Raw genomic sequence first — 17,219 nt, forward strand, 5'->3', positions numbered from 1 at the left:
TTGAACTCCTTAAATTATGCAAATCTCAACATATCATTTTTCCTGTTAATCATACATAAAATTACAGTAAACCTTGCACCTGCCGACCTTCCAAAAGATGGAGGACGTTTTGATTTAGCTATCGCCATGGGTATTTTAGTCGCATCAGGGCAGGTGGTTTGTAATGATCTTGAGCGTTATGAATTCTATGGTGAGCTTGCCTTAAATGGAGAGGTGCGTGGGGTTAACGCTATTTTACCATCGGTGCTTGCAGCGAAAGAGCAAGGGCGCTGTTGCTTCCTGCCTTATGTTAACGACAGTTTAGCCAGTTTAGTACATGGTGTTGAGCGCAAAGCCGTTTCATCAATTCAAGAAGTATGGAGCGATTTACTCAATCAGCAACCTTTACCATTGAATATTGAATACGCAGAGCGAGTTCATACCGCTAATTTTATTCATGATTTAAGTGATGTAAAGGGTCAGCCCGGGGCTAAAAGAGTATTAGAAATAGCTGCCGCCGGTGGTCATAACTTACTATTTTTAGGCCCGCCAGGAACCGGTAAATCAATGCTTGCCCAACGTATGCCAACCATTATGCCTGCGATGTCGGATGACGAAGCGCTCTCTAGCGCCGCGCTTTATTCAATTATAGGGCAATCGATTGATTTAACTAATTGGCGTAAAAGGCCATTTCGCAGTCCGCATCATACTTGTTCAGCAGTGGCGTTAGTGGGAGGATCTTCAAATCCCAAGCCGGGCGAAATTTCATTGGCTCATAACGGTGTTTTATTTCTTGATGAGTTACCAGAATTTGAACGTAAAGTGCTTGATTCACTGCGTGAGCCTATGGAAACCGGCACGGTAACAATTTCAAGAGCCGCTAGGCAAATGGAGTTTCCTGCGCAGTTTCAACTTATTGCAGCACTTAACCCCAGCCCCACCGGTTGCCATAATGATAAGCGGGCGACTCCCGATCAAGTAATGCGTTATTTATCTCGAGTATCTGGGCCGTTTATCGATCGTATTGATTTACAAATAGAATTACCGCGTTTGAACAGCGCGCAATTGCAAAGTACCGAAGAAGAAGAAAGCAGTGCTGTGGTGCGAGCGCGGGTTGAGGCGGCGTATAATCGTCAGTTAAAACGTCAAGGTAAAGTTAATGCACGGCTTAATAATAAGGAAATGGGCATACATTGCGTGCTTGGTACGGCTGAGTTGCAGTTTTTAGCTAAAGCCAGTGAGAAGTTGGCGTTATCACCACGCTCTTATCACCGTGTAATTAAAGTTGCTAGAACAATCAGTGATTTAAAAGGAGCTGATGAGATTAGTTTAGCTGAGTTAAAAGAGGCTCTTAATTACCGCGCATTTGAGCGTTTGATTGCACAACTAACAAAATACTAAGCTTATTTGATTCATGCTGATGTGGTATTTTCATCACTAATCTTAACGTCAAACGATACTATTATGCAGCCACATTACGCTCATTTAGAACGAGTAATCAATACATACAGTCCACTTTCTCAGCAAGCTTGGGATGCTTATTTAGGGTGTTGTAAAGCCAGAACAGTTGTAAAAGGTGAAACTCTTTATTCTTTAGGTGAAAAACCTAATAGTTTTGCGTTTGTCCACACGGGGTTGTTTCGTGCTTTTGTTCGCGGTGAAAATGGTGACGAGTTTAATAAAAACTTTTTTTCAGAAGGGCGTTTTCCGGGCAGTATGAGTTCACTGTTAACGGATGAAAATAGTGACTTAGAGGTTCAAGCACTTGAAGACAGTGAGATTATAGAAATTAACCACCAACAATACCGTGATGTTTTATTCAAATTCCCCGATTTAATGATTTTTCATATACATTATCTTGAGGCGCATTGGTTAATTGAGAAAGAGCCTAGAGAAATTAGCCTTTTACAACTAGAGGCAACTGAACGTTACCTTCATTTTTTACATAAATTTGAATTGATCTTACATAGATTACCTCAATTTCATATTGCCAGTTACTTAGGTATTACACCTACCCAGTTGAGTCGAATAAAAAAGAAAATTAAATAAACTTGATGTTCTCAACATATGTAAAGGATTGCTTTAACGTATCGATATAAAGTGACGACATATACCTAGCGGGGTATAAAAGCAGGAGTAATATATGTCGTTCATTAAAGCGCTAAATTGGCGTTATGCCGTTAATCAATTTTCAGACTCACAGTTAAGTGAAAAACAAATTCATGGGCTTATCGAAAGTGTACGTTTAGCACCAAGCGCATATGGTATCCAACCATACAAATTATTGATTGTTAAAAATCCAGCATTAAGAACAGAATGTGTAGCTAGTAGCTTTGGGCAAGCTAAGGTTGCCCAAAGCTCTCACTTGCTTGTTTTTGCTCATCAAAAAAGACTGACTTCCACTGATATTGATTGTTTTATTAGTAATCTTGCAAATAGCCAAGGTAAATCAGTCAGTGATTTAGCATTGTATAAACAGCAAATTAGTGATGATTTGCTCTCAAAAACTGAAAATCATCAAGCAATTTGGGCTGCTCAGCAATGCTATATTGGGCTCGGTACCTTGTTGTCTTTTGCGGCATTAAATAATATAGATGCATGCCCAATGACGGGTTTTGATGTTGCGGGTATAGACCGTATTCTAGGGTTGGCAGATCAAGGTTTAAGCGCCGCTATTTTATGTCCTATAGGATTTAGATCACCTAAGGATGCCTCTGCTATACGGTCAAAATACCGCTTGAGCCAAGATCAACTGGTTGTTCGGCTATGAATATTCTAGGCGTAATGGGGCTCTCTGCGGGAGCTGCAATTGCATTTCAAGCTGCAATGAATGCGCAGTTAGGTAAGGTTTTACAGAATAACTTATTGGCAACGTGCTATGCATTTTTATCGAGTTTTTTAATTATTGCTGTTTTAACTGCGTACGTTTGGGTAAATAAGGAACAAGGTTCGGGTGGCGAACAAGCTGAATTTATGCCAAATAGCTTGGGGACAGTCCCTTGGGTTTTATGGTTATCGGGGTTGTTTAGTGCTTATGGCGTTGCAAGTTTGTATTACTTGATCCCAAAGTATGGGGTTGGCAATGTGATGAGTTATGCATTAACAGGTCAGATAGTGATTGCGATAATTATTAGTCATTTTGGTTTATTTGATAGCCCTATCAAAGAAGTATCTATGGTAAAGGTCGCTGGGGCTGTGCTGCTTGTGTTGGGTGTTATATTAATTAATAAGAATTGAAAAATGAGCGCGGCTTTACAAATATACTCAAGTCACCTCAAAATGCAGTCTCAGCTGGAGTTAAAAGCGATTTAGGCAAGGCATAGATTGCAAATAATAGTTGTTCCTTTGTTAAAAATTAATAACACAGTATAAATAACTTTTAAACCAAATGGTTGGGTGCATGAAGTCGATTCAAAGATAGCTAGTACAGCAATTAGTTATGTGACAGGAACGAATATAGGTATTTATCAGCTAGGGATTGCGCTGGGATACTGTCAAGTGGGGGGGAGCAAAATTTATGGATCACCTAATTGACTGCGCTGTTAAACGGAATTTGCAAACGGTTACCTGATAACAATCAATCAACCAACATTATAATTAAATCGATAACATGTAGCCTTTGCCGCGTACGGTCACAATGCGTTTTTGATCCTTTTCATCACTGAGCTTTTTACGTAAGCGACCAATTAGCACATCCACTGTTCTGTCGTTTGGACTCCAATCAGGTTGGCCAATTTCTTCAGATATTTTTTCACGAGACGTTGCTTTTCCAGCATTTGAAATTAAGCAAATAAGGACTTTGTGTTCGGCCTCAGTGAGTCTAGATTCAATACCACTAGCAGTGATTAGTGTGCGGTTATCGGGGTGTAATTTAAAATCAGCATATTCGATAAACTCTTCGCTTTCGTCATGATGATTATTACCTTTGAGGCGCTTATATAAAGCGCGCATACGTAGTTCAAGCTCTAATAAATCAACGGGTTTGCAAATATAATCATCTGCGCCTTGTGCTAGGCCTGCAATACGGTCGGCCTGAGAATCACGGCTAGATAGCATGATCACGCCAATATCAGTAAGGGTGTTTAATTCTTTTGTTAGGTGTAAACCATCACGTTTTGGTAATACTATATCGACAATCGCTAAAGAAATAGCTGTTTTGTTATTTACACGCGATTGCACAATGGCTAAGGCATCAGCACCTGTTGCATCGTTCTCGATGTGAAATTCAGTCTCTTTAAAATGGTTGAGTATGCGCTTAACTAATAGTTCGTCATCTTCAACCAATAAAACATGAATGGCCATAGTATCTTAGTTACCTTTAATGATAGCTCTATGTTAGCACTCATTAGTAAAAGGTGAGAAGGGCGATCTTGAGTATTTCTGTACTATTTATGTCATTGTTTGGTAAATATCAACAGATAAGGGAGGTACCCTTACCTGTTGATAACATAAACAGTGTTAATTATTTTTTAGGATATAAATATTGCCACCACTGTGGTTCATTTTTTAGATGCTGGTCAAAATACGCAAGTTTGGTACTCCACCAATCAAAGCGTTGATCACGGGCGAATATTTGATGATCTGCGCCTTTGTATTCAATAAGATCAACATCTTTACCAAGCAGCTTAAGAGCTGTGTACATATTGTGACTTTCACCTACAGGTACATTGGTATCAGAATCTCCATGTAAAAGTAATAACGGTGTGGTTACTTTATCAGCATGAAATACTGGGCTATGATCACTATAAAGCGTGGCATTATTCCACGGGTAGCTATTTTTAGATGCTTCACCTGAATATAAATACCCCCACCAACCTTGGCCCCAATACGATGTAATATTAGAGATACCTGCATGGGCAATGGATGCGCTAAACATATCTGTTTTGGTCGCTAACAACATAGTCATAAAACCACCATACGAGGCGCCTAAATTACCTAATCGGTTTTTATCAATAAATGGATATTGTTTTAGCAACGCTTGCGTGCCTTGCATAATATCATCAGCAGTATATTGCCCCCATGCATTCACATGCTTAGCTGAAAACTCTTGACCGAACCCAGTTGCACCTGTCGGTTGCACTACATATACAACATAACCATGCTCTGCCCATAGATTAAAAGGGTATCGTCCAGTAAAGCCACGCGTAACTGGAGAGGTGCCACCATAATAATAAACGAGAGCAGGGTACTGTTTGTTTTTATCAAGGTCAGTTGGTAAGTAAACACGGCCTTTAATTTCAACACCTTCAGCGTTGGTGAAATTAAATTCGTCTAGGCTGGCAATATCAGTATTGGCATAACCTTCTGGTTTAGAATCCCAAAGCGTTTTTGCTTTATTTTTATTTATACTCAGTTGTTTTAATTGTTGTGGTGATGATGCGTTAGAACCGCTAACTAAAATAGCAGGGCTACGGTTGTTTGAGTAACTAAATTGCTCAACTACATCAAAGCCAGTTTTTAACTTGTTAAAGCGCTGTTTACTTTTATCGTAAAGATACAAAGCGATAGTATCTTGATCGGTAACTTTAACGATTGCATCGCCATTATTTAGTACTTCAAGTTGACCAATTGCTGGATCAAAATTACGGCTTAATGCAGATGCTTTTTTACCATTATCGGTTAATAAATAAAGTTGCCCATCGTAATTGTTTGAGAGCATGTCTTCAGGTAAATTCCGACCTAAGCCATCTTTAAAATCAGGCCCAGCAGTAACATAAATATCGTTATTGCTGTATTTGGCTTGGTTAAAAATATTAAATAGGCCAATAACTTCACTTTTACCGTTGGCGATATTAAGTTCGATTAGCTCTGTGGTTGGGTGAGTTGTTGCAAGCATTGGTTGTGTGCCGCGACTAAGTAATACTGTGCCGCGTTTGCTATTAAAGTCTTCAATGCTGTGACTTAGAGGTCCTTGGCTTAATATTTTACTTAGCCCAGTATTAATATCTAATAAGTAAACTTGTGATGTAATACGCGCATATGACCAACGATCTTGTAAGCCTTTATAGTGTTTTGTCAGGCTACTATCCGCAGTAGGTGATTTTGACCAGTTGAAAATTAAGCTTGTGTTGTCAAAGTACGAAAATCCGCCAGCGCCATCTAAATTTTCAGCGATCACTCTTAGGCTTAGGGTTTTACGGTTTAACTGCTTTAATTTACCCTCTAATAAATACACTATGTAGTTATTGTCTGGGCTCCAAATTACATTACTAGGCTGGCCAGATTCAAAGCGGTAAATTGTTCGGTTGTCATCATCTTTTAGTTCAGTCACCGTGTTTGCAGTGTTACCGGTGCTGTCCTGGTAGTGCCGCGTAGACACTAAGTGCTGCTTGGCGTCAGGTGATAGCGATAATGCACTTACTGTTGGTGCATCAAATAACTGTTTAGCAGATAAGCCATGTTGTTCTTTACTGCTAAAAGTCAGTGTGTGGGTATCTGTTTTCGCTGTAAAATCAAATTCTACATCATTCCAGTTAGCAACTTGCTCTGCGATTATTACAATTTGATGATCGCCTTGGCTTAATGCCAGCTCATATACATCTTTTGTGGGAGTTTGCTTCTCAGAATTGATGAAAAGCTGTGCTTTTTCTATCCCTTTAATTGTCAGAGTGCCTTGTGTAAAGCGTTCAGCGCTAGCGGTTAGCTTTAATGCTTGTAAGCCACCTAATGTTAATGCATTTACGCTATCAAACGACTGCCACTTTAGTTTTTCACCAAAGACTGTGATGCTTTTTTTTGGTTGTTGAAGGCTAGGCAAAAGGTTGTTAATAATCGCATCTTGATGCTCTGTTTGATATGGTTTCAATTGCATATCAGCGGCAATAGGGCCAATAAATTTTATATCCGCTTTATTTAAAGGTGCAGCAAATAGTGAGCTGCTAAAAGTGCTTAACGTTAAAACGGCGAGTGTCGTTTTAAGGCTTGGTTTTTTACCGAGCCAAATGGATCTAGGGTTCATAGTTGAGCCTGAAGTGGGTAATTTAATTTAATATAACATGTGAAAGTGGCGCCAAAAAGCGCTCTGCGATGGATTTTATCTTCCTTTAGTAGAAAGTTTGAGGTTAATACTGACAGTTGTTAAGGTGTATACTCAAACCACCTCAAAATGCAGGTTTTAATTAACCGTTTTGGCGTTTTACAGGGGCTTATTCTTTGCGTTGCTACTTTTTAAAAGAGATTGCTACTCTTGCAAAGTAACACTTTGATATTAAAACCTTTGAAACGTTAAACTCTGTAGTCTGGGTGTATCTAATTAAATAGCTAAGGAATAACAGTGACATTATTGATCGTTTACATGATAACGGCGATTACAATTTCTTTTTTATGCTCGATTATGGAGGCTGTGTTATTAAGCATAACGCCTAGTTATGTGGTAGTGCTGCGCAAACAAACACCAAAGTTAGCTAAACAGTTAGAAAAGCTAAAGAAAAATGTTGATCAGCCGTTAGCGGCTATCTTAACCCTTAATACGGTAGCGCATACTGCTGGTGCTGCGGGTGTGGGCGCGCAAGCTGCCGTGGTTTTTTCAGATACAGCAGTAGGCATTGCATCTGCAATTATGACATTGCTAGTATTGGTGCTTTCAGAGATTATTCCCAAAACACTTGGCGCAAATTATTGGCGTGCTTTAACGCCTATCGTTACCGCATCGTTAAGGTATTTGGTTATTGTATTAAAACCTTTTGTTTGGTTTGCTGATAAATTAACAAATATACTTGGCCGCAATTACGATGAAGCCTTTTATATTCGTCAAGAAATTGAAGCTATGGCAGATATAGGCACTGAATCAGGAGCATTGCACAAAGAAGAGTCTGAGATTATCCGCAGTTTATTGCATTTTAGACACACCAAACTTGACTCGTTAATAACTCCGAGAACGGTTTTATTTAAGGTACATAAAGACTTAACTGTCGATCAGTACTTAGCAGAGCATGGAGCCGCTTCTTTTTCACGTGTATTGGTTTACGATAAAAACACTGATGACATTATTGGCTTTGTGCATAAAAATGACATTATGTTGGCATATCATCGCCTAGATAAAGAATACAAAATAAGTAAGCTGGTTAAACCAATTTACACTGTTCCAGAAACTCTCTATGTACCGACTTTATTACATACACTATTAGCCGAACGTACGCATATTTGTCTTGTTATTGATGAGTACGGAGATGTGCAGGGGATAGTGACGCTTGAAGATATGATAGAAGCTTTAATGGGTCTTGATATTATTGATGAGCATGATCAGTCAGTGAATATGCAAATGGTTGCCAAACAACGTTGGCAACAACGATTAGCCAGTAATGATAAATTACTAAGTGAAGAAGACAAGCATGGCCGAGGCGACAACTAGCGTCTGGTTTTACTGGCACTAACCATATGCAACCAAGACTTGGCCCATCGGGTAAGCTCTATTTTTCCTTTAGGGCGGCAAATTAGAAAGCCTTGCATTAAAATATGTTCTTTAAAGCGGTCTAGGTACTCAAGCTCTTCAACGCGCTCTATACCTTCGGCAACGATAGTGAGATCTCCTTGCGTCGCAATGTTAACTAGGCTGCTAACAATCACCTGTGAAAATTGATCTGTTTCAATGTGGCTTATTAAAGTGCGATCTATTTTTACTTCTGTGAATGGGAGTGTTTTGAGTTGATTTATGTTGGTAAAGCCAACACCAAAATCATCAAGAGAGATATCGAACCCACGTATTCTCAAACGGTTTAATGTTTCAAGTTGAGCAGAGCTACATAAAGCATGTTGTTCTGTTATTTCTAAAATAATTTCACTTGGCTTGAGGTTGTTAAGTTTTAATATAAGTGCCAATTTATCAGGGCAGCTTAAATCTTCTAGCTGGCATGGCGATAAGTTAAATGCCAGTTTTAGGTTGTAACCTAGATTTTTCTTTATATCGATAAAGTCATTGGTTGCCTTTTCAAAAAGCTGAAAAGTAATAAGATTAATTAAATCTAAATGTTCGGCCACGCAAATAAAGCGATCAGGTAAAAATACAGTGCCTTGCGGGGTTATGATACGGGCGAGCACTTCTATACTTTCTACCTTGTTGGTTGCCCTACTTACTTTTGGTTGATAAAACGGGGTAATTTCATTATGACTAATAGCGTGTAGGAGTTGGTGTTCAGATATAGGCTCAGAAGGTTTTTCGGTATGACACGCTAAATGTTCTAATTTTTGCAGTAACTGATGCACTTGTGTTAATTGCACGGGTTTAGCAATATTACCGATTAAATGAGCATTACTTTTACGGGCTAAGTCGGCTGCTAAATCAATCACTTTTGGTGCCATTTCTGAAATAATAACAATGGCGCCGGGGTAATGAATATCACCTAAGTGGCGAATAAGCTCCATACCATCCATATTAGGCATGTTGAGGTCTGTAAAAACAGCATCATACAGTAATGGTGATTTCTTCACTTTTTCAAGTGCTTCTTGGGCATCTAAACATGTAGTTATATGTGGAACATCTAGTTCATTTAAAATGGCTTGCATCACGACTAAAATTGCTTTTGAGTCATCAACAACAAGTATACAGCGGGCTGTTTTAGTCATGTTCGCTCCTTGAAAAAACTTATTTATAATTTAAAAGTAGTAGATAAAGTATTAGGTGTCAGCATAACGACTAAAATAAATACCCGAATAGTCGAAAAAAAATAGGTATACTTGACGTAATATTTTTAAGGCTGTGAATACGATGATTCGAATACAACTAACCCTTGCTGAACAAGATTATAGTTTGGTTTTAGTAGGGCAAAAAATTGTCCAAATATTTCAAGAGCAACAAGCTATAGGGTTTGATAATACACGTGAAAGTTATTTTGAATTTAAGTCTAATGGCCAAGTAATTGGTTTAGATACTAGTGCAGTGCTCGATAACAGCTTGGTATTGTATATAGACGGCGAACTTGCAAAGCAATTGACACTTCCCCCAATGGAAAAAACTAAACCAAAGCAAGGTTTATTTGGACTGTTTGCGTTAGGTTTTAAAATTTTTAAAAGTGCAAAAGTGGTTAAAGTAGCACTAGCCGGCGCATCAGTTGCAGGTTATGCCTGGCTATTTACGTTTGAGTTCGCTTTAATGTTAATAGCGTGCTTGGTGATCCACGAATACGGTCATGTTAGAGCTATGCAGTATTTTGGTATTAAAACCAAAGGGATTTACTTGATTCCATTTGTCGGGGGGCTTGCCGTCTCTGATGATAAAATTACCACCCGCTGGCAAGATGTAGTTATCTCACTTATGGGGCCCGCGTTTGGTTTGATCACCTCTGTATTGGGTGTAGTGCTTTATTACGCCACTGAGATGGAAATTTTCGCAGGTGTCGCGGTGCTCAGCGCATTACTTAACTTATTTAACTTATTGCCCATTCTTCCGCTAGACGGTGGTCATGTGCTAAAAAGCATAAGCTTTTCAATGCGCTCATGGGTAGGTTTGAGTATATGTATTTTAGGAGTGTTATTTGGATTGTGGATAAGCTATACCTTTGGCTTAATGTTACTCGTGTTTTTCTTATTTATCGGTGCACTGGAAATTGCCTTTGAATGGCGCGGTCGTCACTTCTCACACCTAGTACCGCTAGATAAATATGGCCAAGGCTTTTCAGCAGTAATGTATGCACTCGTCGTTGCAGGACACGTCGCGGTGATGATGCATTTTGCTGATTCAGAAAACGCGATTTTAAGCCTGCCGATGAAGATTTTATCGAGTTAGCAATAACAACAGCATGCTAGCTTGATATTTGTTCGTCGTGCTGTTTTTTTGTACTGCATTTGTTGCTTTTTTGTAACTTAATATGTATTGTCCCTATATTAGTGTTTATTTAGGGGTTGTTCAGGGATGTTGTTTAGAAAGGAAGCTGTCGCTCAGCAAAGTGAGCGTTTGACGGGGGCTATTACCCTCGCACAACCTTTATCAATAAAATTAACTGTGTTTATTCTGGCTTGTGTGGCTATCGCAGTTATTACCTTCTTATTCACTGCTGAATACTCTCGTAAAGAAACTGTGCGCGGTTTTTTAATGCCCAACAAAGGGGTGATCCAAAGTTTTGCTAACCAAGGCGGCATGATTGAGCAGCTATTTGTACAAGAGGGTGATACCGTTATAAAAGGTCAGCCATTAGCGACCATTATTGTGCAGCAAAATAATAGCCAAGGGGTTGCCTTAAGTACCCAGCTTGTTGAGCAGCTAAGTATGCAAATACAGCTGCTTAATGACGAAATCACACAAAATCATACCTTACAAAAGCAAGAGTCACTAAACTTGCAAGCGCAAAAACGTGCACTGACTAATGAACAAGCTGCATTACAAAGCCAGCTAAAACTTACCGATGAAAAGTTAGCACTACTTAACCGCCAGCAGAGCAACCTTAATCAACTTAATAAAAATGGCTTTTTATCAAACATTGAGCGCGAGCAACAACAGCAAGCCCTGCTAGATGCCAAACAAGAAAAACAAAACCTTGCGCGTTTATTAATGCAGCAAGAAAACCAGTTAAGTCAACTTAACTTTAGTATTGCCAATGTACCGCAGCAATACACGCTGCGTATAAATAGTCTTAAACGCCAACAAGCGGATATTCAAAACCAGCTCACACAAATTAAAAGTAACTATCAATACACCATCACTGCAAGTAATAGCGGTACAGTTACTGGTATTCAAGTGGTTGAGGGTGAAACACTCACTCAAGCCAAACCGCTGCTGCATATAATCCCCGAAGGTTCAGAATTAGTGGCTGAATTACTATTACCTACCCGCTCGGCAGGGTTTATTGCGCTTGGTAACGATACGCGTTTGCGATTTGATGCTTTTCCTTATCAACGCTTTGGTTTTATTAATAGCAAAATTAGCCGCATAGATAAGGCACTTATTACCCCAAACGAAATACGTTTGCCCATTGCACTGCAAGAGCCAGTATACCGTTTGCGAGCGACACTCAGCCAGCAACAAATGCAGGCCTATGGTAAAGCGTTTGAGCTAAAAAGCGGCATGTTGTTTGAGGCCGATATTATGTTAGAGCAGCGCACACTAATTGAATGGTTGCTTGAACCGCTTTACAGCCTAAAAGGGCGAGTGAGTTAACAGTGAATTTTAAATTAGAATTTATTCTGATAACAAGCTTTGTTGTATTACACATTGAAGTTAAGTTTTTAATTTATCTGCATTATTTAGCGGTATTTAGGGAGCTGTCTTTCTTTTGAAATAACAAAGTATACAAATTAGGGGAATACAATAAAGATGAGTGTGCAGAAGAAATACCCAAGTTTAGAGTGCATCGTAGATTTTAAGTGTGCAAATGTTTTAGATGGATTTCAAAAGTCATTTAAAATTGAAAGGATTGAGGCTGAGAAAATTTTCAATGAAATGTTGAAATGGATGTGGTTCTGCTCATCACCTAAAACTACAGGGGCCAGGGTTATTGATGCTCCTATATTGATAATTGATGAAATGTGGCACACCTTTATTTTATATACTAAAGAGTATTTTTATTTCTGCGATAAGTTTTTTGGCCACTATATGCACCACTCCCCAACTACTTCTGAAGATTTGGATAAGTATAAAAAGCTCAGTGAAACTGACTTGCTAGAATCAAAGAGAACCCAGTATGAGTTGGTCTATGATTTGCTCGGTAAGGATACTTTTATTACTTGGTATCATGAGTTTCCTGAAAAATATTCTGCCGAAAAAATTTTAAAAATCAGAAGGAGATAGATTTCTTGTTAAAACTTTTAACTACCAATAAGGAAAATGAAGTATATGAAAGAAAATGATAAAAAAACGCTAGAAAATAGTTCTGCTGAAGATATTAGTAATTTTAGTAAAGAACATATTATTGAATCTGCGTTATTAAAAAATGTAACTGGTGGGAAAAGCGCTGCCGAATTACCATGCCGTGAGCGCTGTGTTCCAGCGTGTGGTTGTGGGCCTGATATTTGTGCACCATGGGGAGAATTCTGTATCTCTAGCCCACCATAATAAATAAACTACTTTAAGTGGTAGTAAAATACTTTACTGCCACACTCCCTCTTAAACTTTGGATGAATGTAAAATGACGGTCTTGTATAGAAAAATGTATTTGCTGATTTTTTTATTTATTTCAATGAGCTCTGAAAGCTTGTTAGCAAATGAGTATGTATCTTTTATTAAAGACAATAGTTTTCAAGAACTAAATCATGAATCAATAATAAGAAAAGGCCAATGTTTAAGTGGTTTATTTAGTAACTATAATAATTGGAGAGAAAAGCTGGTAGCTATTGGAAAGGTTACCGACAAAGAGTTTGAGCAAAGGCTTACTGAGAAAGAGTATGACTATTATAAGTCATCAGTGAACTGTGTTTCCATTATATATAAAGTTCAAAACTACTATGTTCGTGGCTTTGTTCTTTATCCTAAAGTGCAAAAACTTTCTAAGTTACCCGCAATTGTTTTTAACCGTGGAGGTAATGATTCGAATCGCCACACATTAAAAGTTGGGGATTTATTTTTACTACCGTATCAGCTTGCGGCAGCTGGAAATGTTGTTATTGCTAGTCAGTATGGCGGTGCTCAAGTGTGGCCTGAAGATAGAGAATTTGCCATTGGAGTAGATGAGTTTGGTGGGAAAGAGCTACAAGATGTACTTGCTTTGGTATCAATTTTAAAATCAATGCCAATGGTAGATATTGAAAAGCTCGGAACGGTTGGTTGGAGTCGAGGCTCTATGATGTCTTTACTGGCATTAAAAAGCGGTGCAAAAATAAAGAGCATGGCTTTAGGTGGATCATTAGTTGATTTATCTGCAACAGCAGAAGAAAGGCCTGAGTTTGAGCAGCAAGTATTAAAAAGGTTAATTCCAAAGTACGCAAATAATAAAGACAAGGAGCTTTTTAATCGTTCTGCAATCAACTGGTATCAAGATTTACCCAGCATTCCGGTTCTTATGCTGCATGGAGAAGACGATCAATATGTAAACCCCAAGCATGCTAGGCTATTTCATACGTTATTTTCACAGCAAAATAAACTAGCTAAATATATTGAATATCCCAATGGTTCTCATACCTTGATAGAGCATAGTGAAAAGATTCAAACAGAAATTATTAACTGGTTTGCGAACACCCTTTGATTTGAAGGTGGCTATTGTTGTATGTCAAATAGTGCTTTCATGACTTAGTGTATTGATTGGGTGGTTATTCGAGACCTTATATACTTAACCTAAAATGGCTAGTGAGCTTTAGGTCTTTGTTTATGATTTACTTGGTAAGGGTACTTTATTCCTTGGCATTGAGTTTCCTGAAAAATATTCTGCCGAAAAATTTTAAAAATAAGAAGGAGATAGATTTCTTGTTAAAACTTTTAACTACCAATAAGGAAAAGGAAGTATATGAAAGAAGATGATAAAAAACGCTAGAAAATAGTTCTGCTGAAGATATTAGTAATTTTAGTAAAGAATATATTATCGAATCTGCGTTATTAAAAAATGTAACTGGTGGGAAAAGCGCTGCCGAATTACCATGCCGTGGGCGCTGTGTTCCAGCGTGTGGTTGAGGGCCTGATATTTGTGATGCAGGGGGTGTCTGTATTTCTTGTTCATAATAATAATTAAACTGCTTTGAGCGGTAATAATGCTTCATTACTGCCACTTCATTTTTGGATATTTATAAAGTTAAGTTATATAAAATGTTTTTATCAAACTCTACTATTTATTGTCTAATGAGTATAAATAGATTTTAAGGAGAGTGACTTCTAAATGCTAAGTCATTAGTCAACAATAAAAAAGGCCAATGCTTGAGTGGTCAATAATTACAAAGATTGGACGTAAAACTGTTAGCTCTTGGAAATTGACGGCCAAAGAATTTGAATAAAGGCTGACTGAAAGTGAATACGACTTTTACAAAGAACTAGTGAGCTTGCCTCTATTATGTAAGGTTAAAAGCTTATATGTCCTCGGTTTTTTCTTTATTTTTCTTCAATATTTCCAATGTAGTGGCAAGTATCATTATTACTTTAGCTTCGGTGTTTGCTAAGTTGTATGTTGAGTGTTACTTGCTAATTAAAACAATACCTTAATAGAATTTTCAAAGTTTTTGGATGTTATGAGTGAATCAAAGTTAAACTTTACTATCCCTAGGTCGGTGCCGCTTATCTTGCAATCCGAAATAGCCGAATGTGGTCTCGCCTCAATGGCGATGTTGGCTTGCTATCACGGTCATCAGTTGGATATGCCTGCCATGCGCAAGCGCTTTTCGGCGAATTTAAAAGGTATGAATTTACAACAGTTGATTGAACTGGGTGATAGCTTAGAGTTAGCAAGCCGTGCGTTAAAGTGCTCATTAGAGGAAGTACATAAACTGCAAACGCCGTGTATATTGCACTGGGATATGAACCACTTTGTGGTACTGACAAAAGTGTCTGGTAAAGGTACTTCGGCTAAGTTTGCTATTAACGACCCCGCTGTTGGTAAACGCAGTTTAAATAGTGATGAATTTAGCAAGCACTTTACCGGTATTTGTTTAGAACTCATGCCAACCAGTAAGTTCGAAGCCAAACAAGAACAAGCAAGAATGAAGTTTACCCAGCTTTGGAGCTCGATGAAGGGCTTAAAGGCAGGGTTGCTAAAACTGATTGCGCTATCATTAGTATTACAGCTATTCGCCCTAATGACCCCTTATTATATGCAGTGGGTGGTGGATGAAGTATTAATCAGTTTTGATGAATCGTTATTAACGGTACTGGCTATGGGTTTTGCATTAATTGCGATTATCTCAGTGGTGACCAATGCGGTGCGGAGTTGGTTGATTTTACGGCTTTCAAGTTTGCTCAATATGCAAATGGGCGTGAACTTGCTTCGGCACTTATTGCGACTACCAATGAACTATTTTGAGTCACGCCATGTTGGCGATATTGTCTCGCGCTTTGGCTCCTTGGCACAAATACGGGAGCGCATTACCACAGGGGTTGTTGAAACACTGGTCGATGGCGTGATGGCTATTACCGTACTCATTATGATGCTAATTTACTCGCTAAAACTGACAGCTGTGGTTGTTGGTGCAATAGTGCTGTATACCTTAGTGCGCTTAGCGCTGTATCGGCCGCTGCATCAAGCCACTGAAGAAATGATTCAAAATTCAGCCAAAGAGCAATCCAACTTTTTAGAAAATATTCGCGGTATGCAAACCATCAAACTGTTTGGTAATGAATCGCAGCGCCAAGGCATTTGGCAAAACCGTTATGCTGAGGTAATAAACAGCGAAATCCGTTTAGGGCGGTTAAACATCAGCTTTGATTCATTTAATAAGCTGTTATTTGGTCTGGAAAATGTACTGGTGATTTACTTTGCTGCGTTATTGGTTATGAGTAATAGTTTGTCGGTCGGTATGGTATTGGCGTTTATTGCCTATAAAAACCAACTGACTAGCCGCTTTGCTAATTTAATAGAACAAATCATTCAATTTAAAATGATGCGCTTACACTTAGACCGTATTGCTGATATTGCCCTAACTCAACAAGAAGCCAATCGTGACGGTGAAATGGTTTATACAGGCAGTAATGAGGGTAAAGTAACAGGCCAACTTATCCTTGAAAATATTTGCTTTAGTTACGGTGATGACCAAGCCCCGATTCTAAATAACGTTAACTTAATCTTGAATGCGGGAGGCTCAATTGCGATTACAGGGCCATCTGGTGCAGGTAAAACCACGTTGATGAAAATAATGTTGGGGTTATTACAACCCACCTCAGGCAAGGTGTTGCTTGATGGTAAAGGTATTACCCAGCTTGGCCTTAAAAACTACCGTAAACAAATAGCCGCCGTAATGCAAGATGACACGTTATTAGCAGGCTCAATCGCCGATAACATCAGTTTTTTTGACCCACAACCCAATTACTTAAAAATAGAGCAGTGTGCCCATCATGCGGCAATTCATGATGATATCACTAAAATGACCATGGGTTACAATTCCTTGGTGGGTGATATGGGTTCAAATTTATCCGGCGGGCAAGTGCAACGCTTGCTCCTTGCTCGCGCACTGTATCAATCTCCGTGTGTGTTATTTATGGATGAAGCAACCAGTCATTTAGATAAAGATAACGAAGCCAAAATTAGTGAGCAAATTCAGCACTTACCCATCACACGCATTATGATTGCTCACCGCCAAGAAACCATCAATATGGCTGGTAAGGTCTATCATTTAAAAGCGGGTGAATTGGTGGATTTAGACCAGCAAAGTGAGAGTGCTTAAAGTGATCAAGGCGTGCA

General features: G+C 38.7%; 13 protein-coding genes and 1 pseudogene. 11 read left to right on the forward strand and 3 right to left on the reverse strand.

Features of this window, described 5'->3' with window-relative positions; all coding sequences use genetic code 11:
* Nucleotides 1-39: 39 nt before the first annotated feature.
* The 4 genes and pseudogenes from ACJJVX_RS05255 to ACJJVX_RS05270 form a co-directional block, all read left to right on the forward strand.
* Nucleotides 40-1,380: pseudogene (locus tag ACJJVX_RS05255) on the forward strand (YifB family Mg chelatase-like AAA ATPase); the annotation flags it as partial.
* Between the two features lie 63 nt (nucleotides 1,381-1,443).
* Nucleotides 1,444-2,028 carry a Crp/Fnr family transcriptional regulator gene (locus tag ACJJVX_RS05260; protein ID WP_405630520.1) on the forward strand — a complete coding sequence of 195 codons (585 nt, stop codon included), beginning with the start codon at nucleotides 1,444-1,446 and terminating at the stop codon, nucleotides 2,026-2,028.
* 94 nt (nucleotides 2,029-2,122) lie between these two features.
* Complete coding sequence (locus ACJJVX_RS05265; protein WP_054455422.1) at nucleotides 2,123-2,749, forward strand: nitroreductase family protein; 627 nt, start codon at nucleotides 2,123-2,125, stop codon at nucleotides 2,747-2,749.
* Nucleotides 2,746-3,216, forward strand: a complete 471-nt coding sequence (locus ACJJVX_RS05270; protein ID WP_405630522.1) for a DMT family transporter — start codon at nucleotides 2,746-2,748, stop codon at nucleotides 3,214-3,216. The genes ACJJVX_RS05265 and ACJJVX_RS05270 overlap by 4 nt, the downstream gene beginning before the upstream one ends.
* Nucleotides 3,217-3,576: 360 nt before the next feature.
* Here the strand turns inward: ACJJVX_RS05270 and ACJJVX_RS05275 are convergent, their stop codons facing one another.
* Together ACJJVX_RS05275 and ACJJVX_RS05280 are read right to left on the reverse strand one after the other, a co-directional pair.
* Nucleotides 3,577-4,281, reverse strand: a complete 705-nt coding sequence (locus tag ACJJVX_RS05275) for a response regulator transcription factor (protein ID WP_054206112.1) — start codon at nucleotides 4,279-4,281, stop codon at nucleotides 3,577-3,579.
* Between the two features lie 160 nt (nucleotides 4,282-4,441).
* Nucleotides 4,442-6,937: a S9 family peptidase gene (locus ACJJVX_RS05280; RefSeq protein ID WP_054455426.1), complete on the reverse strand. Its 2,496-nt coding sequence runs from the start codon at nucleotides 6,935-6,937 to the stop codon at nucleotides 4,442-4,444.
* Nucleotides 6,938-7,252: 315 nt separating this feature from the next.
* Here ACJJVX_RS05280 and ACJJVX_RS05285 point away from each other — a divergent pair, with 315 nt between their 5' ends.
* Nucleotides 7,253-8,329, forward strand: a complete 1,077-nt coding sequence (locus ACJJVX_RS05285) for a hemolysin family protein (protein ID WP_405630526.1) — start codon at nucleotides 7,253-7,255, stop codon at nucleotides 8,327-8,329.
* Here ACJJVX_RS05285 and ACJJVX_RS05290 read toward each other — a convergent pair.
* A complete protein-coding gene (locus ACJJVX_RS05290) occupies nucleotides 8,326-9,540 on the reverse strand; it encodes an EAL domain-containing protein (protein ID WP_054206115.1) in 1,215 nt (404 codons plus the stop codon). The two genes, ACJJVX_RS05285 and ACJJVX_RS05290, sit on opposite strands and share 4 nt — an antisense overlap.
* Nucleotides 9,541-9,682: 142 nt before the next feature.
* On the opposite strand from ACJJVX_RS05290, the gene ACJJVX_RS05295 reads away from it, so the two are divergent.
* The 6 genes from ACJJVX_RS05295 to ACJJVX_RS05320 all read left to right on the forward strand — a co-directional run bounded on the left by ACJJVX_RS05295 (nucleotide 9,683) and on the right by ACJJVX_RS05320 (nucleotide 17,202).
* Entirely contained in the window at nucleotides 9,683-10,699 is a 1,017-nt protein-coding gene (locus ACJJVX_RS05295; protein WP_405630529.1) for a metalloprotease, read from the forward strand.
* Nucleotides 10,700-10,825: 126 nt separating this feature from the next.
* Nucleotides 10,826-12,067: an HlyD family efflux transporter periplasmic adaptor subunit gene (locus ACJJVX_RS05300; protein ID WP_405630532.1), complete on the forward strand. Its 1,242-nt coding sequence runs from the start codon at nucleotides 10,826-10,828 to the stop codon at nucleotides 12,065-12,067.
* A 162-nt stretch (nucleotides 12,068-12,229) separates the two neighbouring features.
* Nucleotides 12,230-12,697 (forward strand): hypothetical protein, encoded by a 468-nt coding sequence (locus tag ACJJVX_RS05305; RefSeq protein WP_405630534.1) that lies wholly within the window; start codon nucleotides 12,230-12,232, stop codon nucleotides 12,695-12,697.
* A 45-nt stretch (nucleotides 12,698-12,742) separates the two neighbouring features.
* Nucleotides 12,743-12,961, forward strand: a complete 219-nt coding sequence (locus ACJJVX_RS05310) for a hypothetical protein (RefSeq protein ID WP_169021676.1) — start codon at nucleotides 12,743-12,745, stop codon at nucleotides 12,959-12,961.
* 73 nt (nucleotides 12,962-13,034) lie between these two features.
* Entirely contained in the window at nucleotides 13,035-14,087 is a 1,053-nt protein-coding gene (locus tag ACJJVX_RS05315) for a prolyl oligopeptidase family serine peptidase (RefSeq protein WP_082379066.1), read from the forward strand.
* A 970-nt stretch (nucleotides 14,088-15,057) separates the two neighbouring features.
* Nucleotides 15,058-17,202, forward strand: a complete 2,145-nt coding sequence (locus tag ACJJVX_RS05320) for a peptidase domain-containing ABC transporter (protein WP_405630537.1) — start codon at nucleotides 15,058-15,060, stop codon at nucleotides 17,200-17,202.
* Nucleotides 17,203-17,219 lie beyond the last annotated feature (17 nt).

This window comes from Pseudoalteromonas sp. Ld20, assembly GCF_045064175.1.
Classification (GTDB): domain Bacteria; phylum Pseudomonadota; class Gammaproteobacteria; order Enterobacterales; family Alteromonadaceae; genus Pseudoalteromonas; species Pseudoalteromonas neustonica.